The sequence below is a fragment of the Marinigracilibium pacificum genome, assembly GCF_012926615.1.
Taxonomy (GTDB): domain Bacteria; phylum Bacteroidota; class Bacteroidia; order Cytophagales; family Cyclobacteriaceae; genus Mangrovivirga; species Mangrovivirga pacifica.
Genome location: NZ_JABBNU010000005.1, coordinates 340,769 through 364,602, shown reverse-complemented (window position 1 = coordinate 364,602; position 23,834 = coordinate 340,769). Strand labels below are relative to the sequence as shown.

Below are 23,834 nucleotides of genomic sequence, written 5' to 3'. Positions count from 1 at the left end.
CTATCATTTAAATAGCAAAATCATGAAAAAATTTAAATATATATTTTTACTGTTATTATTTACTTCGGTAAGCTCGTGTGAAAAATTCCTGGAGGAAGATCCTTTTAGTTCTGTTGATCCAGGTTCGTTGTTTACTAATGAACAAGGTGCATTGGCTGCAGTTAATGCTACCTATAAGTTAATGTCCAGTAATCAGGATTATTATGGTCGTGAATTTTTATATATTACTGAGGCAACTACTGAGGCCATTACCACAAGAAGAGATGCTTCTGATGAGCGTGGACAAATGGATAATTGGTTGTGGGATCCTAATCATTCTTTTTTAGCACTAACCTGGGTTTCAGCATATCGAGTAATAAATGCTGCTAACGGAGTCATAGAGAATGTACCAGTCATAGATATGGATGAATCACTTGCAAACAGAATTGTAGGTGAAGCCAAATTTCTTCGAGCTATAAATTACTTTAATCTTGTAAGGTTGTGGGGTGATGTTCCTATCCGGACTGAACAAATAAAGGGTGCGACTGAATCATTAGAGTTGGAACGAAGGTCTGCTGCAGAAGTATATGATTTGATTATTTCTGATCTTGAGGAAGCTATTAATGTATTGCCAACAAGAAGTGGTTATGATGCCTATGATGGAGCTAATACAGGGAGGGTTACTCAAGGCGCTGCCCAAACTTTGTTAGCCAAAGTTTATTTACAAAGAGGAAGTAACCCAGAGGTAAGCATGGCGGGTGACTTTCAAAAGTGTTTAGATTATTGTAATGCTGTAATAGCTAGCAATGAATACATTTTAGTTGACGAATACAGGAGCATTTTTGATGTAAACAGCGAAAATGGGCCGGAAGTAATATTTGATATTCAACATACTGCTATTGCCGGTCTTGGTGGTGATGTTAGTGGTCATGTAGTGCCTAGAAGATCAGGGATCGGTCGGACTTCCTTTGGAAATCTTCATGCGGAAGTGCCTTGGTATAAAACTCTAAATCAAAATGGTGACCAAAGAATAGATAGCTTCATCCTTCAGTATGTATTGGACGGAGACACTATAACATATGACCCTGATGATTTTGAAAATGATAATTACGTTCATGATGGCCCAGGTCTATTTAAACTGGCTGAGTTTGACGCTACAATACCTGAAGATGCTGCTGAAAGTCCAAACAAGGTACTTCTTAGATATGCGGACGTATTATTAATGAAGGCTGAAGCAATCAATGAAATAAATTCAGGGCCAAACGGCGAGGCTTATGATGTGATTAATGAAGTTCGTGAAAGAGCTGGTATTGGAGAACTTACAGCTGGCCTTGATTATCAGCAATTTAAAGATGCAGTCTTTACTGAAAGACGAAAAGAGTTAGTCTTTGAATATCATGGATGGTTTGATGGCCTTAGAAACTGGGATACATTTATCGATAGGGTGCTTGCCAACGTTCAAACTCGAAATGAAAATATTGACGCCGGAATTTGGCCAGGCGGCACTAATGCTGCCCCTCGGTTTTTTACCAATCAAGATATAAGGAGTGACAAGTTTAAGTTGTTTCCTGTACCACAATCTATTATGGATACAAACTCGAAATTGGATCAGAACCCTGATTGGTAATCTTTTAAGTATAAAATTAAAATAAGGGAATCTAAAAATATCCTAAAGTTTCATAAGCAGGAAAACTCCCGCTATTAATTTGATAGTGGGAGTATTTCCAAGACTTCTCTTACTCATTACAAAATCAACGAATAATGAAAAATATAATAAACATTTTGTTTGTCAGCTTCACTATGCTTTCGACTTTGTACGGTCAACAAGTATTATCTGAAGGTGACCCGGTATTAAAACTTTCCAATAACAATTGGACCAAAATGGCAGATGAAGATGGAATTTTAGATACCTTTCAAGGTTTTCAAATCCCAGTATCTACAGAAACCTCAGTATATTCTAATGATGAGACTAAGGTCGCAACTACAGCTAAAGGTGATTTTACAGTGAGGGTTTTTAGGACTTCAGATGGTATGCAGTTATGGGAGGTGGATGCACAAGCAGAAACTGAAGCAGCAGATTTTACTAATGATGATCTATACTTAGTTACAGGTGGAGAATCTAGTCCTCAGATTAAAGTATGGCGAGTAAGTGACGGACAATTGATAAGAACAATTAATGATAATAAGAGCATCGAGGGACTTCAATTTAGTCCGGATGGAAATTTACTGGCGTGTGGTAATGAGTGGGGAGAAATTAGGATTTATAATACTTCAAACGCCAACCCATTAAACTGGCCAGCAACGCCAACATATGTTTTAACTCAAGGTACTGATAAAGATAAAACAGGTGTTTCTTCAGATGGTGAATCGGATGTTAACCAGGTAGACTGGAGTAGCGATGGACAGTTTTTGTATACTGCAGGACGTAATTCTTTGGTGAAAAAATGGAAGAGATCAGATTTTGGAGATGCCGACGGAGGATTAGAACGTACCTATACCGGACAACAGGGGTCAATAAAATGTGTCAGGTTATCTTCAGATGGAAGCCTTGTTGCTTCTGGCAGTGGTAAAAATACCGGTGCTGCAGCTGAGGCAAGAGTGGTAGTATGGAACGAAGCTACAGGACAGCAAGTAATGAATAAATTGTTACCAAGCACAAGGATTGTTGAAACGGTTACTTTTGATCCTTCAGACCAGATATTGATTTCTGGAGGCTCCAACAAAAGCCTTACCAGAGCAGATAGTGAATCTTGGGTATGGCGGGTAAGTGATATGCTTGCCGGACAAAGTGATCCTGATCAGATTATTACATGGTATGATGTAGAGTTTTTGGAATTTAACCAGGCAGGTAATACACTGATTAGTGCTCATGCTGATGGATCTTTGAGATCATGGTCAGTAAGTATAAACACCTCGGCAAGTAGTACAATTGTAAAAAAAAAGGTGACTGCAACTAACGATGATGCCGAGCAAAATGTTGATAATACCATGAACTTATCTAGTGATGATCTTGATATGGGTGAACGAAGAGCCGGAATGAGATTTACAAATTTAGCAATACCACAAGGTGCTACTATTCAAAGTGCGTTTATTAATTTCAAGTCAAAAAGTGGAAATACAAATCCATCTTATTTAACAATTAAAGGCCAGGCCGCAAATAATGCTGGATCATTTACCAGTAGCAATTTTAATATTAGTAATCGTCAAAGTACAAATGCAACTGTTAGCTGGAGTGTTCCACATTGGTCTGCAAACCAGAGATCATCAGCACAGAAGACTCCTGATATTAAAGATGTTGTTCAGGAAATAGTAAATCGCTCGGGCTGGAGTAGTGGAAATGCAATGGTGTTTATCATAGAAAATACTTCTGGAGCTAGAAAGGCTCTTTCGTTTGATAGCCCTAATTCTGCTGATGCTCCAGAGTTGGTTATAAATTATACCACTTCTACTTCCCCAGTTTCCAGTGATGTCTGGCTTGAAGCAGAATGCGGTTCTGTTGGAAGTAATGGCTTTGCTATTAATTCAGGACTAAATTCCTCCGCTGGCAGTTATGTAAATACACTTATTAATTCATATTCTTCAGCTCCTACAGGAACCAATAATCAGATATTGTTTTCATTTTCAGTCCCGGAATCAGGTACATACAAGGTGTGGGGAAGAGTAATTGCTGAAGATGAAGGCGACGATTCATTTTGGGTAAAAATGGACTCAGGACCATTTGTTGCCTGGAATAATATACCTCAAAGTACTACTTGGATATGGGACGATGTTCATGATAGTAACAACAATAATCAGGCAGTAACATATAGTCTTTCAGCTGGTAACCACAATTTGCTTATAGCTGCTAGAGAAGATGTAACCAAGTTAGATAAATTGTATGTTACAAAATCTGGAAATCAACCTTCAGGTCAGGGTCAGTCTGCTTCAAATTGTTCTGGTTTATCTTCGGCAAGACAGACAAATGCAAATATAGAGGAACAAGATATTATGATAGGGGAAACCAAAAAATCGCAGTTTGGAGTATATCCAGTTCCATCCAATAGTGGCAACCTAAATATAGTCTTACCTGAGGCTTATACAGCAAAACCTGGAGTTGTTTCGATTTTGGATTTATCAGGAAAAGAGTTGTTTAAAAGAACCTTTAATGAAAACCAAAAGCAGGTAGTTATAGACTTGTCATATGGTAAACTTAACCCAGGAGCATATCTTGTGAAAGTTGAACAGGCAGGTAAACCTGTGTTGTCTAGAAAAATAATTGTTGATAACAGATAGAGCAGGATTAGATAATTAAAATTTTCATCCTGACAATGGATCGATTTTATTTTTTGAATTATTCAATAATTAAATATTAAATGATGAAACGAAGGGATTTTGTCCTTAATTCTTTAAAAGGGGTTATGGCAGTATCGGTAGGTGGTTTATTACCTGCTTGTGAATTTTCAAATAAAAACACAGATAGTTTTAAAATTGATAAAATAGAGCTTTTTAGATATGATAGCAATATTCCAAGGTATTTTTCATGGGGTACTTGGTATAACAGGCAACAGGTTTTTTTGAAGCTTACCAGTGGAAATCATGTAGGTTGGTCTGAAACTAATGGCAGTACTAATAATCCCGATCTGGACCTTAATATTTGGGCACAGTTTCTAAGGCCGTTATTGGGCATAAATGTTTATGATGCGTACAAGAAAATTAAAGAAAACCAGGTCGAATCTAGTAACTTTTCTGTACCTCAGCTGGAATTTATTGAAATGAATCTTCTTGACCTCATTGGCAGAATTGAAAATAAGCCAGCGGTTGAATTACTGGGTTTGAAAGGTACAGCTGCAGTTCCTGGTCTATTTTGTATTTTGAATAACGATTTGAGGGAAGTAGAACAAAATATATACAAGGCAATTGATCAAAAGCTTGATACTCATGTGAAATTTAAGATGTATGGCAAAAAAGAATTTGATCTGCAAATTGCTGAAATGGCCAGAAAGCTTCTTGGAGAAAAAGCCTTTATCCTTTCAGACGTTAATAAAGGGTATAAAGATTGGAGTCAGGTAGAGCAATTGGCAGAGATTCTCATTGACTTAAATAAAGCGGGACTAAATGCCTGTGAAGATCCTGCAAAATTAACAAATGAACAATGGATTCAACTTCAAAATGAAGTTGGAGATCTTGATCTCATCCCGGATTATGTGCTCCGTCCTGCCTGGGAAGGAATTGGTCGGATTGAAGCTGGCATGGGTCGTTATTTTAATATGCATCCTGACACTATGGGGAGTTTTCATCATCTGCCTGCAATGAGTGAAAAAATCAAGTCATTCGATGCAGGTATAATGATTGGTGATGCTAGCCTTGTTGGGCCTGCATGTAGTGCCTGGCAACAGGTTGCTATTGGTGTGGGTGCCTCATGGGTGGAGGCGATCGAAAAGCAGGAAGATTCAGAAGCATATCTTAACTGCGTGATCACTAAACCCACTTTTAGAAATAACGAGGGCCGTTTTGCAATGAAGAAGGTACCAGGATTTGGAGTGGAATTGGATGAGGATAAGTTGAAAAGCTTTTGTGCTCAATCAGTATCAATTATCTAATTAAAAATACCATCGATACATTCAGCTAACTATTGGTTAAACCAATTAATATAAGAATTTTTATGTCTAAAACTATAATTTTTTTTTACGGTCTAATATTATTGACCACAAACCTATTGTCTATTGCACAAAGCAATGAACCTTTACTTACAAATGTTGACAACAGAAAAGCATTATTGCTTGATGGAAGCTGGTCTTTTATTGTAGACCCTTACAAAGTTGGCTATAAAGACAGTAAGCGATACAATTTTCATGAATACGTAAACCCACGGGAAAATTTTGCAGAGTATGAATTTTTAGAGACCAATACTTTAGAGGTACCTGGTGATTGGAACTCCCAAAAAAATGAGCTTTTTTTTTATGAAGGGACAGTTTGGTATCAGCGTAAATTCACGAAAGAGAAGATAGCTAATCATCACTATTCCCTCTACTTTGGTGCTGTAAACTATAAGGCAGATGTTTTTTTAAACGGTAAAAAAATTGGCAGTCATGAAGGTGGGTTTACACCATTCAATTTTGACATTACTGATTATTTAATATCAGGAGAAAATTACCTGGTTGTAGCAGTAAACAATGAGAGAAAAGAGAGTCATGTGCCTACATTGAAAACAGACTGGTGGAACTATGGTGGAATTACCAGGTCGGTTAAACTAATTGAACTTCCTTCCGTTCATGTGCGAAATTTTAAACTGCAACTAGATAAAGATAATAATAAAACTCTCTATGGTTGGCTTCAGTTAAACTTACCACTAGTTAAAGATGTGGAAATATCGATTCCAGAATTGAATGTGGTGCAGCAAATAAAAACCAATAATAAAGGCATTGCAGATATCAAAATAAATGCAAATCCTGTTCTGTGGAGTCCCCAAAATCCGAAACTATACGAAATTCAAATTGCTGTAGACGAAAATATTCTGAAAGATCATATTGGGTTTAGGACTATCGAAACTACTGAAGATGAAATTTTGCTTAATGGGAAGCCGATTTTTCTAAAAGGCATAAGTATTCACGAGGAAACTCCAGATCATGGCGGCCGGGTAGTGTCAAAAGAGCAGGGCAGACAATTACTACTATGGGCCAAAGAATTAAATTGTAATTATGTAAGACTTGCTCATTACCCCCATAACGAAGATATGGTAAGATTGGCAGATGAGATGGGATTGCTGGTCTGGTCTGAAATCCCGGTCTATTGGGATATAGAATTTGATAATGATACTACCTATTTATTAGCTGAACGAATGCTGACCGAGATGATAAACAGAGACCAAAATAGGGCCAGTGTAGTTATTTGGTCTATGGCCAATGAAACGCCTCAAACTAAATCCAGAACCATTTTTTTGAATAAATTGATTAAGAAAACCAGGGAGATGGATAAAGACAGGCTAATTTCGGCAGCACTGCATAGGGTAGGTTATGATGCGGAGACAAATACTAAAATAATTGAAGACGAGTTGGCCGACTTTGTGGACATTTTGAGTGTAAATAATTATTGTGGTTGGTATGGCAGTACTCGTGATACGGCTTGTTATGATTTGAAATGGGCAAGAGCTTTTAATAAACCAATGATTATGAGTGAATTTGGAGGTGGTGCTAAACAAGGGTATCATGCTTCAAAAGACCATCGGTGGTCTGAAGAGTTTCAGGCAGAAATTTACAGGCAACATATAATAATGTTCGAAAATATTCCATTTTTGGCAGGTATTTCTCCCTGGATACTAAAAGATTTTAGATCACCAGCCCGGATGCTGCCAGGGGTTCAGGATTATTGGAACAGAAAAGGGCTGATCTCTGAAAAAGGTATTAGGAAAGAAGCTTTTTTTGTTCTACAGGATTATTATAATTCTTACAATAAATAACATTAGAGGTGTACACATTAATAATATTTGATTTATTATAAACATAATCTATTTATGATTGGAGTCAAAAGATAATTTTTATCCCTATTTCTAGTGATACTTTCAAATCGCATTTTTTGGTGATGTTATCCATCTTATAAGTTCCTTTCTTTGTCATATAGTTCAACTGAAACATTTGCAAGTTATTTCGTTTTGGATACTTGCTTTAGAGTTCGATGAACATTGAAAATTTTTAAACTTATAATAATAAACACTTTTACACATGATTTACGGTATCACACTAATTGTACTAGGAGTATTAGCCTCACCAAATTTATTGCTATCTAAAAAACCAAACGCTAAAGAAATTCTTGATAAGATCACACCTTACCAAGGATGGATAGGATTATTATTTTGTATATGGGGAGTATGGGGGTTAATTCAATCAATTCTTAATATTAGTCTTCTTTCTCACTGGCCGATCTGGTGGATCACCTGGTTTGCTAGCAGCGCAGTAGAAGCAGTTTTAGGATTTATTCTTGGATATGGAATGATCAACAAGCTTTTATTGTCTAAAAATGAAGAAGCTAAAAGAAAAGGCGAGCAGCTACTAGCTAAACTAGCTCCTGTTCAAGGAAAATTAGGCTTATTTGGAATCATTGTAGGAGCATGGGTTATTGTAGCTGCAATAATGTTTTATGCATAAGACTTTGCCTTATTTTTTTAATGAAACCGCAAATTAGTTTTCTTAATTCTAATAGTTCTGTAAGCGGTATATTGATTGGTTAAAGCACCTGAAAAGGTGCTTTTTTTATGCTATACCTTCTTCAAGGGCATATTTCACTAACCCGGCAGTGTTTTTTAATCCAAGTTTAGAAAGAAGATTTTTTCTGTGTGAATTAACAGTATGCTGACTGATAAAAAGTTTTTCAGCAATTTCCTGAGTGGTGTCCTGTGCAACTATCAGTTTTAATATTTCGATTTCTCTTCTACTCAGAGGTGGATTTTTGTCTTGGTTCCCTGGTTTTCTTCCAAAAAAGCTCTCAGTATATTTTTGCTTCACTTCATCTGAGAAATAATTTTCTCCTTTTTGTAAAGTATCTATTGCTTCTAAAAGTTCACTTTTGTCTGCATTTTTTAGAAGATATCCATTAGCACCATCCAGTATTATTTTATTGATAATCTTAGGGTCGCTGTGGGTACTTAATACCATTGTTTTTATATCAGGATGGTTAGTTTTTATGTATTTATTTAACTCAATCCCATCCATTTCAGGCATGCTGATATCCATTAATATTAAGTCAATGGTGTCCTTTTTTAAGAACTCAATTACTTCTTTCCCGTTTTTTAGCGTTGCTTTGATTTCAATATTTTGTTCCTGACTTAAAAGGGCTGATAATCCTTCAAGAAACATGTGATGATCATCAACAATTAGTACTTGTGGTATATGTGTATTCATGGATTTATAATGGTATAGTGATGTCAATAATTGTACCTCTGTTAATATTTGAGTCTATGTTGATTCTTCCTTTTAATAATTTTACTCTTGATTGAATGTTACTTAAACCAATGCCCATTGGAATTGCTGTTGTATCGAAACCAGAGCCATCATCTTCGATTATCAGATTTAAACTATAATCATGTTTGGTTAAAGAAATGTCAATGCTTTTCGCATCTGCATGCTTAATTATATTTATTGTTAATTCCTGGATTATTCTGTAAAATTCATTTTTTATATTATCAGATAACTTATTGATTTCACTTTGGGGATGATTAGAAAAACTGATTGCAATAGTGTGAATTTTTGAAATGTCATCCAGATATTTTTCTATGAGTGAAATAAAACTGATTTCTTTAATTCTTGGCGGAACAAGGTGGTGAGAAAGCGTTCTTACTTCAGAATATGTCTGGTCAATGTCATAGATCAATTTTTCTAATCTTTGTTTACCATTATCAGATGCTAATACGTTTTCAAGATTTAGTTTTATTCCTGCAAGATTTCCTGCAATGCCATCATGAAGTTCTCTTGCGATTCTTTCTCTTTCTTTTTCCTGACCATTGATATCTGCTTTTATGGTCTTAAGCTCATTTTCACGGGTCAGCTCTAATTCTTTCTGTTTATTTAATTCTTCTGATTTAATTGCAAGTAGTTTTTGAGCCTTTATTTTTTGCTGATAGTTAATCAGAATAATAGTAAAAACAATTAGCATAACTCCCGCTCCAACGAAAGAAACTGTTTGAGTCATTTCTTTTTGATTAATCTCAGCAAGCTGTAGTTTTTTTTCCTTTTCTAAAATTTGAATTTCTTTTTCTTTGGCTGTAGCATCGAATTTAGCCAAAAGCTCATCTGTTTTAATCTTATTTTGGACTTGATCTATACTGTCTTTCATCTCCTGAAAAATATACAGGTGGTCTAAGGCTTCTTTATATTGGCCTGCATCTTCATGGATCATTGACAGGTTTGCATAAATGTAGTGAGGATATGGATAATTTATTTCTTTAGCTAATTCAAGGGCTTTGTTTGTATAAAAAATCGCGCTGTCATAATTTTTTAAATTTCGGTGAATCAAACCTCGCATATTTAATTCAGCCATAAGATTATTTTTTAAGTTCAATGATTCATACTTTTTTACCAAATGATATGAATACTCCAGTGCCAAATCAAACTGCCCCATGAGTTTGAAAGTAGATATAATATATGTCAGTACTTTTAACTGGCCAGATTCATTGTTGATTTCGAGATGGATACTCAGGCTTTTTTTTAAGAAATCTATTGCTCTGCTATATTCTCCTTTCTTTTGGTAGGCAAAACCTATATTACTTAATGAAGTTGCTTTTACTGATTTATCAACACTCAATTCAAGACATTTATAGAAGAGATCTAGTGCTTTATCATATTGTTTTTCATCAAGATATATGCCTCCTATATTGTTGTTTAGTTTAGCATATTCTTCATTAAAGTTATTCCGTTCGGCAATACTCATTGCCTCAAGGTAATACTCTAAGGCTTTATCAGAATTTCCTATCACCCTGAAAAGCGAACCCATCCATTTATTTGTTAGCGTTAAACCTTTTTGATTGTTGTCGATATTATATTGTTCTAATGCTTTCTCCAGATTTAAATGAGCAGAATCAAATTGTGATAAGTTGGTATAAGAAACTCCACGATAAAAATAACCTTCAGTAGTTATATGTTGGACATTATTTTCTATCCCATAGTCTATTATTTCTGTAGTGATTTCAATGGCCTTGTGTGGGTCATTTTGGCAATAATCATCTAATTGAATTATTAATGAGTCTATTCTTTTATCCGTTGTGGTTTTAAGAAGTTGCCCGTAAATCTGAAATGATGAAATCGATACAAGAAGGAGAAATATAGTTCTTATAATGGTTTGGTCGAAAAATTTTGAATTCATTGTAAAAAAATAATTGTCATTCTGAATAAATAATTCAATGGGCTAATATAGGGTATTTTTTTTAACCCTTTCTTCTTTATTCTTAAAAGTCACTACTTCTAGTGAAACTCTTCTTTCCTAATTATTGGTGATGTGTCGATACTATCATATAAATAGTTTTGTGACTATTAATAAATGGTTTGAAATAAATCTGGCATCAAATTCACCTAAATGACTTCGGCAATATTCCTGATTATATTAAGTACTCTAATAATCTTTTTAATGGTCTTGATCCGGATTCCAAGAGGGAAATTTTTGGCTGGAAAAACATTGATTTTTTTGGGTGTTTTGGGTTTGATCTCTGTGTATCTGGGTGTCTATGAATTCATTTTTAATGTCCTTTTGGGTTCAACTAATCAATATATTTTCTCTTTACCCGGGGTATCTATGATTATGGTACATCTATCTCTGATAAGTCTTGGCGTGATTTTAAGTTATGAAATGGTCATGGATTTTGTGTTTTCAGGAAGCAGTATTATCAGGTTAAAGGGGGAGGAAATTCTATCAAATCTGGCTCCATTACAATTGAAGTTTGCGATTGCAGGTATTGTAATAGGTTGTCAATATTTAATTCTTCAGAGTTTTTAATTTTTTAATAAAATGATGCGTAACAGAATTTTAATGGGGACTATTTTAAGTCTTCTCTTCTTATTTAATCTTACTGCTCAATATTATCCTGCTCAATTTGATTACAATACCCTCGATGGTTCAAATGGGTTCATGATTGAGCCAATGGAAGACTCACTTTATTATGGCTATGACTTACGATTTGTTGGTGACATTAATGGCGATGGCTATGAAGACATTGGCTTTGGTCAGGGGTATCAGGATTTAGGTGATTTTGATATTGCCGGGAGAGCATATATTGTTTACGGCAAGGCTAGTGGATTTCCAAGTGTTTTAGAATTGGCAACTTTTGATAGTTCTACCGGGATTATTATTGAAGGAACTTCAGATCAGGAACGACGGGGGAGGTATCTGTCTGGTGCAGGTGATATTAATAATGATGGAGTTGATGATTTAATTGTTGGGACAGACGGCCAGTCAGAGGTATTGGTTATTTATGGGAACTCAAATTTGCCAGCTAAAATCACCCATGCTGATATTAATGGTACAAATGGATTTTATGTTGCAATCGATGGGCATTCAACAACACAAGTGTCAGGTCTTGGAGATGTTAATGGTGATAATATTGATGATTTTATTGTCGGCCAATCTCATTGGTCAGGACGGGCATGGGTAATTTTTGGTCGAAATGGAAATTTCCCTACTACAGTTGATAAGTCATATTTGGATGGTGCAAAAGGATTTGTGACGGGCTCTTTTGAAGGTAGCCGGCCTGCTTATCGTGTAGGTGGTCCCGGTGATATTAACAACGATGGCATAAATGATATCCTTGTTGGGAATTGGTCTAGATATGGAGATACTGATGAATATACGGTTGGAGTTTATGGAAAGTCATCCGGGTTTGCTCCCCTTGTTACAATGGATCCTATATCTGCAGCAGAGGGGTTTAAAGTAGTATCTCCACATAATTTTGACTATAGAATGAATGTTGGTCCGGTTGGTGATATTAACAATGACGGTATTGATGATTTCTTTTCTGGTAATCATATTGTTTTTGGGTCTGCGACTCTTTCTCAATCTATTTTAGGCAATAATTTGAATGGTAGTAATGGATTTGCGTTTTCTCCAAGAGTAAATTTTGCGGTTCCGGCAGGTGACGTGAATTTTGATGGGATTGATGATATGCTGGTTAATTCCAATAATAGTGTTTTTGTCGTTTTTGGAAAGAATGGTGGCTTTCCTTCAATATTAGATCCTGCAAATATTGATGGTTCGAATGGGTTTGTAATTAAAAATGCAAAAGGAAATTTAAGAGCTCGAATAATAGATGGCGGGAAGGATATTAATGGTGACGGAAAGGCCGACTTTATGTTTGTTGATGGCGGGGCATTTAATGATAGAAATCCAATTTATGTTGTTTTTGGAGGGGATCATTATGCTTTACCTTTTAATGATGGCTATCCTTATGCTACTAATATTACCAATAGTAGTTTTGAATTATTCGTTAATACCCCTGAAGCGGGCACAGCATATTATATTGTTTATCCTAATAATCAAAAGCCAACAAGCTACGATGATATAATTAATGGAAACCAAGCTGTGGTATATGGGAATTTCCCGATTAACACTCCAAATGTAGATGTTTTCGAACTGGTTGATGGACTTGACGCGTCTACAACATATGATGTTTATGTGTTTTATAAAGATGAAGCCGGAAATAATAGTTCAATCTTTCTTATTAATGATTTAACCACACTACAGTTTGTAGACAACACACCTCCGACTTTATCATGTCTATCTAATCAAACGGTAGACTGTAACCTTCAGGTACTTCCGGATTATACAACTATGGTAACTGTATCTGATGATATAGATACCGATGTAGAAGTAACACAAACGCCTGCAGCTGGATCACCTATTGCCTCCGGAATGACGGTTCAAATTACTGCAAAAGATGATGCAGGAAATACATCAGGATGTAGTTTTATTGTATCCCATGAAGTAGATAATGAGCCTCCTTCAATGGATTGTGCTTCTCTGGATAACTATCAGTTTACTGGTGATCTGCCTAATTTTACTCAATTATTAACAGCTACAGATAATTGTGATCAAAATCCAAGTGTTACCCAATCACCGGCGCCAGGAACACCTCTTGAAGCTGGGATGGAGGTGAGGATTACTGCTACAGATGCCTCAGGAAATGCAACGATTTGTAAGTTTAATATCAATATCCAGAATATTCCTGATACTGAACCACCGGTAATTTCATGTTTAAGTGATCAGGTGCTTGCTTGTGGAGATGTTATACCTGATTATACCGGATTAATCTCGGTGACTGATAATATAGATCCGGATCCTGAAATTATTCAATCGCCGGTAGCTGGATCTCCTTTTGTGCCGGGAATGGAAATATCGATTTTGGCTAGAGATGTGAAGGGCAATGAGTCAGTTTGCTCATTTATAATCAATAAGGAAGATAATGTTAGTCCGGAAATAGTGTGTTTGAGTGATCAGATAGTTGATTACGGTTCGTCATTACCTGATTTCACTAGTGTTGTCAGTGTAAGTGATAATTGTTCAGGGGCACTTCAAGTTAGTCAGGTGCCTGAAGCTGGGGTAGAGGTAGTATCTGCAATAACTGTTGTTATGACAGTAATTGATGAATCCGGTAATGAAAAGTCTTGTTCATTCTTAGTTTCACCTGATTCAGATGTTATCGCACCAAGTATTTCTTGTATTGGAAACCAACTACTTGATTGCGATCAACCATTGCCAAACTACACATCAATGATGACGGTATCTGATGACAGGGATCCTTCTCCGGTAATTACACAGTTGCCTGCTGCAGGAAGTGAATTTACTCCTGGGATGATTGTGACAGTTATTGCTACAGATAATTCTGGAAATAGTAATCAATGTCAGTTTCAGGTTGATGCAACCGAAGTTCCGGAAATTGATGCAGGTGATGATATGGTCATTTCTCCAAATCAAAAATATGTGTTAATGCCTACTGTCAGCGACAATGGAGATGGAGAGTTTTTGTGGTCGCCGGATAAATGGATGGATAATAATCAAATCAGAAATCCTGAGGTATCTCCCGTAGAGAGTATTGAATATAGACTGGTTTATACAAATGAATTTGGCTGCTCAGCAGAAGACTATGTTTATATCGATGTTAAAAAATTACCGGGATCATACGGGAAATATGGAATATCAATAGATAATGATGGTGTCAATGAAACTTTAGTTTTTGAAGGGATCGAAGAATATCCTGATAATCATCTAACCATATTTAATCGTTGGGGAAATCTGGTGTTTGAAATGTCCAATTATAATAATGGTTCAAGGGTATTTACAGGTATAGCAAACCGATTAAATGATATAGGGTCAGGAAAACTACCCGAAGGCACCTATTTCTACACCTTAACTCTTTCTCCTGAAATGGAGCCAATCAAAGGTTTTATAGTTATAAAGCGATAATAATTCTGTTATGAAGATATTTTATACCATTTTAGCACTGGCCATAAACGTTTTTTTAGGGTATGGCCAGCAACAGGTTTCCTATTTACAATACACACACAATTCATTGTCAATAAACCCTGCCTTTGCAGGTTATTATAGCACCCCGGCTATCAGTTTTTCCGGAGGAACACAATTTTCGGGTTATGAAGGAGGACAGAAGTCTGCCCTTGTTTCAGTCCAGGGTCCGGTAAGAGGGAAGAAAATAGGTTTGGGAGCGACGATAAGCAGCGATAAGATAGGTGTTTCAAGAAATACCCGAATAGTAGGGAGTTATGCATATAATTTAATCTCGAGAAACAAAAATTCTTATACCAATTGGGGGTTTGAACCACATGTCCTTTCTCTGGGTATTCAGGCAGGTACAGTAATTTACAATGAGAGGCTTAGTGAATTATATGCACCAAATGATCCTCGATTTGAGACTGATGTTCAGGAAGTGGTTCCTCTTCTCGGTTTTGGAGCTTATTATAGTAAAGGTGGAGGGTATGTAGGGTTTTCTATTCCTCAATTACTAGGATCATATATATCTGAGAATGTTGAAATCCGAAATCATTATTATCTCACAGGGGGTAAAAGCTTTGATGTTAGTGCTAAATCAAGAATGAAGTTCTCAGGGATGATGAAATATGTTCATGGAGCCCCGGTTCAATTTGATTTTAATAGTGCAATTAATTGGAGTGATAAAGTAGAAGTGGGAGTGGGATATACTACTTTATCAACAGTTAATATGACTATGCTTTATAACATACAGGAGACCTTGCAGATTGCTTATTATTTCGGATTGCCAGTTCATGATAATGTTACAATAAATGCCAGCAGGCATGAGGTGATGTTAAACCTATTGATTAGCAAAATTGCTCCTAGATAGAGCACTCACTATTTATAGTGATTTAGTTAAATCATATGTATTGGTGATTTACAGAAGAGTTTTTTAGCCTTTTTTTGTCATATAATTATTAATTCACACAAATTAAAAATCAAATGAAAACGTATTTTTTTCGAGTATGCTTTACAGTATTAGTGCTTTTTGTTTCTTTCAGTTCAAATGCACAAAAGCTTGGTAAATTTGGAAGTTCTGTTGAGAAGTCAGTAGGACCAAAAACAATTAAAGTTCCTTATACTGATGTGATCAGTTATTTTGGGTATGCTTCTCCAGGAAATGAGGATGAAGTAAAAGATGGTAAGAAATTTTATTACATCTATGTTTGGATTCCAGCTGTTGCTCCAGAGTTAGGTGTAAGAATGATGTCTCCAGCAAATGATGTGAAAGTTAAAGGAGCAATCGAATCTGAGCAATTTTCTGCTAACAAAGGTTCATCAGACTTTTTTGACACTTACATAACATTAGAGAGATCTTCAATTGTAAGAGTTGATGATATTAATGCTGAAAATGTTCAAAATGCGGAGTGGGTTGTTTTAGAGAGAAATGATGATAGCAGCGAGATGCCTAAAGATCCTGAAGGCCGTAACTATAACTCATTATTAAGATACAAAAGTGAAGCTAGTAATCCGGCAAAAGCATTAACTGTAGGGTTATATAGAGTAGGTTTCACAACATTCAAAAGAGGAGAAGTAAAAGGTACGTTTTTAGCAGAAGTTGCTGCTCCTATTAAATTACCAGGCGTGGCAATGGCAAAGACTTTAGAAGGTTTGTTAGGTCAGCTAAATCAATAATTATAATTAATTTCAAAGAAACTGCCTCGAGCTTATTGTTTGAGGCAGTTTTTTTATTTCTAATTCCTAGTAATCCCTGACAGGCAATTCTGATTATTTATTTCTAATTATTCAAACCTTATTCTAAGCGTTAAGTTATTTTAGAAAATTTACTTTATTCAGTTTGCTAGTGATAATATTGGAAAGAAAAATTTAGGATATTATCAATCGATTAAATAACTTAAGAAACAGAGGAAATAACCAATCTTCTGAGGAATAGATCAGTCATGTTCTAATGACTTGATTTTATGAATAAAGTGAATAAGTGCAAATTATTATGATGTTAGATGATTGATTTTATCAAATTAATAGGTGATAAAATACTGTCTTTATTTAATCAAGACCCAAAGGATGCAGAAAATGAGAAAGTTTTCATTTCCGAAGGATGTTTTGGTAAAATTGAAGAGGTAGGTGACGTCTATTATATAATGATAAGCATTCAAGGAGTGATTGATCCTGATGAATTTAGAAGAGTCATGGAGTGGGCTTTGATCAAAGTGAAATCAGGAAATTATAATATCATAATTAACTCAGGTAGTCTGAAAGCTATGCCAAAAGAATCAATGGAATATATGGATGACTATTGGCTGCCTGAAGCTTTAAAACATAATTTGAATCTTGTAGTAATTATCAGGCCTACTGATTTGTTTGGGTATATTTCGCTGGAAGCTATTTGTAAAAAGTTTCCAATAATGAATTACAAGTTTGTTCCTTCAATGTTAGATGCTCAATTAGAAATATTGAAAATATCATAAAAAAAAAGCGGATTTTTGTATATCCGCTTTTACGATTGATAGATTAGTCTTTCGTAATTAACAAGTCTTTTTGGTGTTGAATTCCAACTATCAAATATTCGTTGGAATTTAATGGTGTAATGGTGTATAAATTGGTTTTTGTTAATTTTCGTGTAATATATTACATATAATTAAACCTTCAAAATATAGCACTATTTTTTTATTTATAATTCAATTAATATTGAGATAAGCTCATTTATATTTATTAGAGTGTGATTTAGGTGTTGATGATATTTTGAGGCTATGAATTGTGAATTTAGAGGATTTTGTGTCGAAAAGTAAAATAATGAACATGTATTACATGTCAAAACATGTCAACTGGTTTGGTTTTCTTAAACGATTATAAAGAGGAAGTAAATTATTTTGATTAAATTAAAAACAAGGTGAGTAGAATTACGTTAATAAAAACATCCCCGAGACAGAAAAAATAAGGCAGTCATTTCGACTGCCTTTTTATTTTTATATGTTTTTATTTTCCAGATCTAGAAGGAATGCATATTCGAAAGCGGTTTCCTTTAAGCTTTCAAAGCGGCCAGAAGCCCCTCCATGACCGGCTTCCATATTTGTTTTTAACAATAAAAGATTATTATCCGTTTTCATGGTTCGTAATTTGGCAACCCATTTGGCAGGTTCCCAATATTGAACCTGACTATCGTGTAAACCAGTAGTAACTAGCAGATTTGGGTAATCTTGTTTTTCTATTTGATCATAAGGGGAATAAGACAACATGTATTCATACGAATCTTTATTTTTTGGATTACCCCATTCATCAAACTCATTTGTAGTCAAAGGAATGCTTTCGTCTAACATTGTTGTAACTACATCTACAAAAGGTACCGATGCCACAACTCCATTAAATAAATCTGGTGCTTGATTTATTACTACTCCCATCAGAAGACCTCCAGCGCTGCCTCCCATAGCATAAAGGTGTTCCCTGCTGGTGTACTTTAGGTCTATTAATCCTTTGGCAACATCAATAAAATCATTGAACGTATTTTGCTTGTTAAACATTTTTCCGTTCTCATACCATTCACGACCATTAATCTGACTCCCTCTTACATGAGCTATTGCAAAGCAAAAGCCTCTGTCGAGCAGACTTAATCTTGCAATACTAAAATATGGGTCTATTGTATTGCCATAACTACCATAGCCATAAAGAAGAAGTGGATTATTGCCATTTTTTTCGAAGCCCTTTTTGTAAACAAGGGATACCGGAATTTCTACTCCATCTCTGGACTTCACAAAAATCCTTTCTGTTTTATAGTCATCCTTTTTATACCCTCCTAAAACCTCTTGTTGTTTTATGAGTGTTCTGGATTTATCATCCATATTATAATCAAATCTTGAAAAAGGAGTAGTTAAAGATCCGTAATAGAACCTTAGGATGTTAGTTTCATAAACATCATTGCGATCAATGCCGGCTATATAGGCGTTCTCATCAAACGATATTTCATGGATCTCTTTACTTGTTTTATTCTTTACTAGTATGTGAGATAATCCACCAGATCGCTCCTCTAAAACTATATGCTTACTAAAAACTTCAAGATTTTCTAATAGTACATCATCTCTATGCTCAAGCTCGGTTTTCCATTCAGAGATTGTTGTTCCAGGCTTTTCGGATGACATCAACTTGAAATTGATAGCATTATCATTTGATAATATCCAAAACTTGCCGTTGTCAGGGGTAATATTGTATTCATGTCCCGGACGTCTTTCTGTAAACTGAATGAAATCTCCTTTAGGATTTTTTGATTCCAAAAGGTGAAAGTCATTTGTCGTTGTGCTACTATTCCAGATTATAATGTACTTACCAGTCTTTTCACGATAAACTCCAATGTAGAATGAGGTATCCTTTTCTTCATAAACTAAAATATCATTTTGTTCATGAATATTATGTCTGTAGATTTTCTCAGTTAGTAAGGTCTCTGTGTTTTGTGAAGTATAAAACAGAGTTTCATTATCATCTGCCCAGGCATATCCTGGTGCTGTATTGGTAACACTTACAGGTAGAATTTCGCCTGTTTCAAGATTTTTTATATGAAGTGAATATTGTCTTCGACTTACAGTGTCAACACCAAAGGCCAGTAGCTTATTGTCTGGGCTAACTTCAAGTCCTGCCGCATTAAAATAATCATGTCCTTCAGCCATTTTATTAGCATCAAGAATGATTTCCTCTTCTGCTTCAAGAGTTTCTTTTTTTCTGCAATAAATAGGATATTCTTTTCCTTCTTCATAACGGCTATAATACCAATAACCATTACTTTTTGTCGGAGCAGACTGATCTTTCTCTTTGATCCGACCTTTCATTTCTTCAAATAGTTCGTTTTGAAGATCTGATGTATGTTTTAATAGTTTGTTGGTATAATTATTTTCTGATTCGAGATAGGATATAACTTTAGGGTTTTCTCTATCTCTCAACCAATAATAAGGGTCAACTCTATTATGCCCGTGGATAGTTAGTGTAGTATCTTTTCTTTCTGCAATTGGAGCACTCATATCACTTTCACTTTTTTCCTGGTTTGTGCAATTAGTTGCCAATAGTAAAAAGCAAACTAGTTTTACCAAACTAAAACTAGCTTTTGTAGGTAATGGTTTCATAGTTGATCGTTTTAATTTACCTGAAGATAAATTAAATATGGCACTGGTACAATAGGGTTGCCTTTGATACCCAGGTTGTTAAGCGAAGCTGCTTTAGCAATTCCAACTCGTTCAACCTTAATGCCTGTGACTTCAAGTCCTTTTGAATGGAGATATTCATAAATCGGAAGGTATGCTTTTGATTGATGAATCATTTTTCCAATAGCATCATAATCGTCCAAAAATGGCTTTTCTTCCAGAGAAAGGTAATATTCTGCTAATGTTTTTAATACATCATCAAATTTTTCCGGCTTCTCAACCTGAATAGTCTTTATTTCAAGTTCTTTTCCATCTATAGCTGATTTCCACATTTCATCAAATGTTGAAATTTCCATGCTTAAGTTCAAGCTGATTTTTTCATGGTTGTCAATCTTGTATTTGGCATGGTCAAAATTTTTCGTAGAATCATTCTGATGTAAATACAAAAACGACTGGCTGTTTTTAGTTTTGATGCTGTAAAGCTCATCTCCAACAATAGATGCTTTTCGAACCTGTGCAAATGAAACTACAGGAAGGATAAATAGAAGTAGTGCAAGTAAGATTCTCATTGTTATGGTATTAAAAAATGAGTGGCAATTTAGAGTTTTATTTTAATTTGCGCCTGAAAAAAATATCTCAATAGGGAAATATAACACTTTTTAATTTTCTATTACATTGGGGTTACTTTTTTAATGTTACTGATATTATATAATAAAGAATCCTTGTAAGAGGCTAACATTCAATTGGTATGAAAAAGACAGCATATTTTTTAGGACTGTTCCTATTTTTTAGTGTTTCAGGATTTTCTCAAGTAAAAGTTCATCTTGGTGCTACTACTACTGGTCAGATGACTTTTGTTCTTGATGAAGGGATTAAGTCAGATCCAAGATACGTACAAACAAATGATGTGAAATTTGCACCCATCGGTCTTTCATTCGGTGCTGATCTTACTGATAATTTTGGTTTGCAGCTAGAATCGATTTACTCCATTCAAGGTGCTTATTATCAGGTAGTTGATATCTATGAGCAAGTTCAGGGGTATCGCGATTTTGAAGCAAATTACCTTCATTTACCTTTGTTGATGAAATTCATGAGTGGCTCGGCAGATCGTGCAAGATTTAATTTTATGATCGGTCCACAACTTTCGTTTTTAACAAAAGGTAGTGAAAAGATAAAATATGATGCCTCTCAGTATTATATCCCTGAAGGAGTAACTCCTCCTGAAGGAGCAGAACCAGTTGATGGTCAGGATTATTATAATTTACCGGCAACGGAAGGTGAGATTGTATTGTTTACAACTCAGGAAGAGGTTGTGAGAGAATTTAAAGAAGCAGAATTTCAGATTGCAGCAAGTTTTGGTTTTGATATTGATATTACCAGAAATTTATTCTTAAGTGCGCAGGTTAGAATGAATTATGCAATCTCTGATTTTAGAAATGAAGATTTTATTCAATACATGCAAGAGCAAAAGTATGATGAGCTATACGGAAGAAGGTCATCATTGCTTGTTGGAATGCAGCTTGGAGTAAACTATGTGTTTGGCGGAACAAGGTTTTTCACTAGATAATTAATCTCCTTGAAAGAATCATTCTTTAATGATGTATATGAAGTAGTGAAATTAGTGCCCCATGGGAGAGTAACATCCTATGGGGCTATTGCTTTATATCTGGGAGCAAAATCATCTGCAAGAATGGTTGGCTGGGCCATGAACAGCGCACATGGTGATCCACAGGTACCTGCTCATCGAGTAGTAAACAGAAATGGCATGCTTACCGGAAAACATCATTTTGAAACTCCTACAGCCATGGAAGAGCGTTTGAAGCAAGAGGGTGTAGAGGTGAAAAATGATAAAATCATCAACTTCCAGGAGATCTTCTGGGACCCATCAAAAGAATTACTTTGATTCTAATTATTCAACAGCAGACAGTTCTTCGTCTCTTGAATTCCAGTCTGTTATAATGAGTAAACCTACAATAGTAAATAGACCATTGATTAGTAGCTTTTCAAATCCGATTTGATACCCGCCAAATAAGTCTTCTGAGTTTAATACTAATAAATAAGTTACAATTGGAGAAATGACTGCTACAACTGGCACCATAATTTCCCATTTTAGTTTCTTGCGAATAAACAATCCATAGGCAAAAAGTCCCAAAAGAGGACCGTAAGTATAACCTGCAGCATTAAATAATTCTTTAATAACATTATCTCTTTTTATTTCATTGAAAATAAGAATAACTATAAGCAGGGTAACAGACATTCCAATGTGAGTAATCAGTTTGATTTTTTTACGTTTTGCTTCAGGATATTTTTTAATATTTAGAAAATCGTAGCAGAATGAGGTTGTTAAGGCTGTAAGTGCAGAGTCTGCACTTGAATATGCAGCCGCAATGATACCGAGCATGAATAAAATTCCTGCAGCAGGTCCAAGGCTATTTAAAGCAAGATTAGGGTATAAGTTGTCTGTATCTTTTGGGATTGGAATGCCATTTTTCTCCGAATACATAAAAAGCAATGCGCCAAGACTCAGAAAAACCAGGTTTACAACCACCAGGATGACGCTAAACCAAAGCATATTTTTTTGTGCATCCTTTAAAGAGCGACATGTCAGGTTTTTTTGCATCATATCCTGATCAAGACCTGTCATAGTTAAAGTAATAAAAGCTCCTGCCAGGAAGTTTTTTAACCAGAAATTTGGTTTATCAACATCCATTTCAAACCATTTGTTAAAGCTTGAAGATTTTACGTTACCTACAATTTCAGTAAAGCCCCAGTCCATTTTATTTCCAATAATAATGATGGTGATAGACACGGCTAAAAGCATAAACATAGTTTGAAGAGTGTCAGTCCAAACCACAGTTTTTATTCCACCTTTCAAAGTGTATACCCAAATCAATGCTATGGCAATCGTAACAGTCACTCCAAAAGGTATTCCCCAATGGTTAAATACTGCTAGCTGTAACACGCCGGCAACAAGAAATAATCGGAATGAAGCGCCAATTATGCGTGAAATCAGAAAGAAGCCGGCTCCGGTTTTATAACTGTAAAAACCGAATCTTTTTTCCAGGTAGGTATAGATAGAAACAAGGTTTAGTCGATAATAAAGCGGAAGAAGAATATATGCGATTGCCAAATACCCTGCCAGATATCCTATTACCATAGACATATAAGTGAATTTGCTGGCTCCAACCCAACCGGGAACCGAGATAAATGTCACTCCGGAAAGAGAAGCGCCGATCATACCAAAGGCAACTACATACCAGGGAGATTGTCTTCCAGCAGTGAAAAAAGTGTCGGTGTCTGCCTTTTTACCTGTAAATCGGGCAATAACGAACAGAACTAAAAAATATCCGAGAATAATTACGGCAACCGAGGTAGCATTCATAATTTTATGTTCAATTTTTCAAAACTAAAATGATATAAAGCTGTTAAATAAAAGTGATAAAAACTATATAATTTGTATTTTCGCTTTAAAATTAAAAATTGTAAAACCATGAGATTTTCCTATCAGGAAGAAACGATCGAAGATGTACTGGAAGTGGTCACTGACCAGTCTGAACGGAATTTGATGGTATATAATGATGACTTTAATACGTTTGAGCACGTTATCAATACCTTAATAAAAGTTTGTAAGCATAACCCGACTCAAGCTGAACAATGTACTTATATCATTCACTATAAGGGGAAGTGCAGTGTTAAATCGGGTACATATGAGAAACTTAAGCCTATGAGGAATTCGATACGAGAAGCTGGTATTGATGCCAAAATAGTTTAGTC

Annotated in this window: 18 protein-coding genes; 13 read left to right on the top strand and 5 right to left on the bottom strand. The window is 35.3% G+C overall.

Annotated features, from left to right (window positions below):
• Nucleotides 1-22 precede the first annotated feature (22 nt).
• From HH304_RS10035 to HH304_RS10015, 5 genes are all read left to right on the top strand, one after another.
• Nucleotides 23-1,606, top strand: coding sequence for a RagB/SusD family nutrient uptake outer membrane protein (locus HH304_RS10035; RefSeq protein ID WP_169680947.1), 1,584 nt, complete (start codon nucleotides 23-25; stop codon nucleotides 1,604-1,606).
• Nucleotides 1,607-1,740: 134 nt separating this feature from the next.
• Nucleotides 1,741-4,251 (top strand): WD40 domain-containing protein, encoded by a 2,511-nt coding sequence (locus HH304_RS10030; RefSeq protein WP_169680945.1) that lies wholly within the window; start codon nucleotides 1,741-1,743, stop codon nucleotides 4,249-4,251.
• Nucleotides 4,252-4,331: 80 nt separating this feature from the next.
• Entirely contained in the window at nucleotides 4,332-5,558 is a 1,227-nt protein-coding gene (locus tag HH304_RS10025) for an enolase C-terminal domain-like protein (RefSeq protein ID WP_169680943.1), read from the top strand.
• A 62-nt stretch (nucleotides 5,559-5,620) separates the two neighbouring features.
• Nucleotides 5,621-7,414 (top strand): glycoside hydrolase family 2 protein, encoded by a 1,794-nt coding sequence (locus HH304_RS10020; protein WP_169680941.1) that lies wholly within the window; start codon nucleotides 5,621-5,623, stop codon nucleotides 7,412-7,414.
• Nucleotides 7,415-7,676: 262 nt separating this feature from the next.
• On the top strand, nucleotides 7,677-8,099 hold the full coding sequence (locus tag HH304_RS10015) for a hypothetical protein (protein WP_169680939.1): 423 nt from the start codon (nucleotides 7,677-7,679) through the stop codon (nucleotides 8,097-8,099).
• Nucleotides 8,100-8,204: 105 nt separating this feature from the next.
• Here the strand turns inward: HH304_RS10015 and HH304_RS10010 are convergent, their stop codons facing one another.
• Together HH304_RS10010 and HH304_RS10005 are read right to left on the bottom strand one after the other, a co-directional pair.
• Complete coding sequence (locus HH304_RS10010; RefSeq protein WP_169680937.1) at nucleotides 8,205-8,852, bottom strand: response regulator transcription factor; 648 nt, start codon at nucleotides 8,850-8,852, stop codon at nucleotides 8,205-8,207.
• Between the two features lie 4 nt (nucleotides 8,853-8,856).
• Nucleotides 8,857-10,809 (bottom strand): tetratricopeptide repeat-containing sensor histidine kinase, encoded by a 1,953-nt coding sequence (locus tag HH304_RS10005; protein WP_169680935.1) that lies wholly within the window; start codon nucleotides 10,807-10,809, stop codon nucleotides 8,857-8,859.
• A 210-nt stretch (nucleotides 10,810-11,019) separates the two neighbouring features.
• Here HH304_RS10005 and HH304_RS10000 point away from each other — a divergent pair, with 210 nt between their 5' ends.
• The 5 genes from HH304_RS10000 (at nucleotide 11,020) to HH304_RS09980 (ending at nucleotide 17,405) form a co-directional block, all read left to right on the top strand.
• A complete protein-coding gene (locus HH304_RS10000) occupies nucleotides 11,020-11,436 on the top strand; it encodes a hypothetical protein (protein ID WP_169680933.1) in 417 nt (138 codons plus the stop codon).
• Nucleotides 11,437-11,448: 12 nt separating this feature from the next.
• Nucleotides 11,449-14,895 (top strand): HYR domain-containing protein, encoded by a 3,447-nt coding sequence (locus HH304_RS09995; RefSeq protein ID WP_169680931.1) that lies wholly within the window; start codon nucleotides 11,449-11,451, stop codon nucleotides 14,893-14,895.
• A 10-nt stretch (nucleotides 14,896-14,905) separates the two neighbouring features.
• A complete protein-coding gene (locus HH304_RS09990; RefSeq protein ID WP_169680929.1) occupies nucleotides 14,906-15,805 on the top strand; it encodes a PorP/SprF family type IX secretion system membrane protein in 900 nt (299 codons plus the stop codon).
• 113 nt (nucleotides 15,806-15,918) lie between these two features.
• Nucleotides 15,919-16,611, top strand: a complete 693-nt coding sequence (locus HH304_RS09985; RefSeq protein WP_169680927.1) for a Lipl32 family lipoprotein — start codon at nucleotides 15,919-15,921, stop codon at nucleotides 16,609-16,611.
• A gap of 326 nt (nucleotides 16,612-16,937) precedes the next feature.
• The gene (locus tag HH304_RS09980) at nucleotides 16,938-17,405 is read left to right on the top strand and encodes a hypothetical protein (RefSeq protein WP_169680925.1); all 468 of its coding nucleotides are present in this window, start codon (nucleotides 16,938-16,940) and stop codon (nucleotides 17,403-17,405) included.
• Nucleotides 17,406-17,903: 498 nt separating this feature from the next.
• Here the strand turns inward: HH304_RS09980 and HH304_RS09975 are convergent, their stop codons facing one another.
• Nucleotides 17,904-20,042, bottom strand: coding sequence for a S9 family peptidase (locus tag HH304_RS09975; RefSeq protein ID WP_169680923.1), 2,139 nt, complete (start codon nucleotides 20,040-20,042; stop codon nucleotides 17,904-17,906).
• 11 nt (nucleotides 20,043-20,053) lie between these two features.
• The gene (locus HH304_RS09970) at nucleotides 20,054-20,629 is read right to left on the bottom strand and encodes a hypothetical protein (RefSeq protein ID WP_169680921.1); all 576 of its coding nucleotides are present in this window, start codon (nucleotides 20,627-20,629) and stop codon (nucleotides 20,054-20,056) included.
• A 179-nt stretch (nucleotides 20,630-20,808) separates the two neighbouring features.
• Between HH304_RS09970 and HH304_RS09965 the strand changes: the two genes are divergently transcribed.
• Nucleotides 20,809-21,627: an outer membrane beta-barrel protein gene (locus tag HH304_RS09965; RefSeq protein WP_169680919.1), complete on the top strand. Its 819-nt coding sequence runs from the start codon at nucleotides 20,809-20,811 to the stop codon at nucleotides 21,625-21,627.
• A 9-nt stretch (nucleotides 21,628-21,636) separates the two neighbouring features.
• Nucleotides 21,637-21,963, top strand: coding sequence for an MGMT family protein (locus HH304_RS09960; RefSeq protein ID WP_271711580.1), 327 nt, complete (start codon nucleotides 21,637-21,639; stop codon nucleotides 21,961-21,963).
• 6 nt (nucleotides 21,964-21,969) lie between these two features.
• Here the strand turns inward: HH304_RS09960 and HH304_RS09955 are convergent, their stop codons facing one another.
• Nucleotides 21,970-23,442 (bottom strand): sodium:solute symporter, encoded by a 1,473-nt coding sequence (locus tag HH304_RS09955; RefSeq protein WP_169680917.1) that lies wholly within the window; start codon nucleotides 23,440-23,442, stop codon nucleotides 21,970-21,972.
• A 108-nt stretch (nucleotides 23,443-23,550) separates the two neighbouring features.
• Here HH304_RS09955 and HH304_RS09950 point away from each other — a divergent pair, with 108 nt between their 5' ends.
• Nucleotides 23,551-23,832: an ATP-dependent Clp protease adaptor ClpS gene (locus HH304_RS09950; protein ID WP_169680915.1), complete on the top strand. Its 282-nt coding sequence runs from the start codon at nucleotides 23,551-23,553 to the stop codon at nucleotides 23,830-23,832.
• Nucleotides 23,833-23,834: the final 2 nt, after the last annotated feature.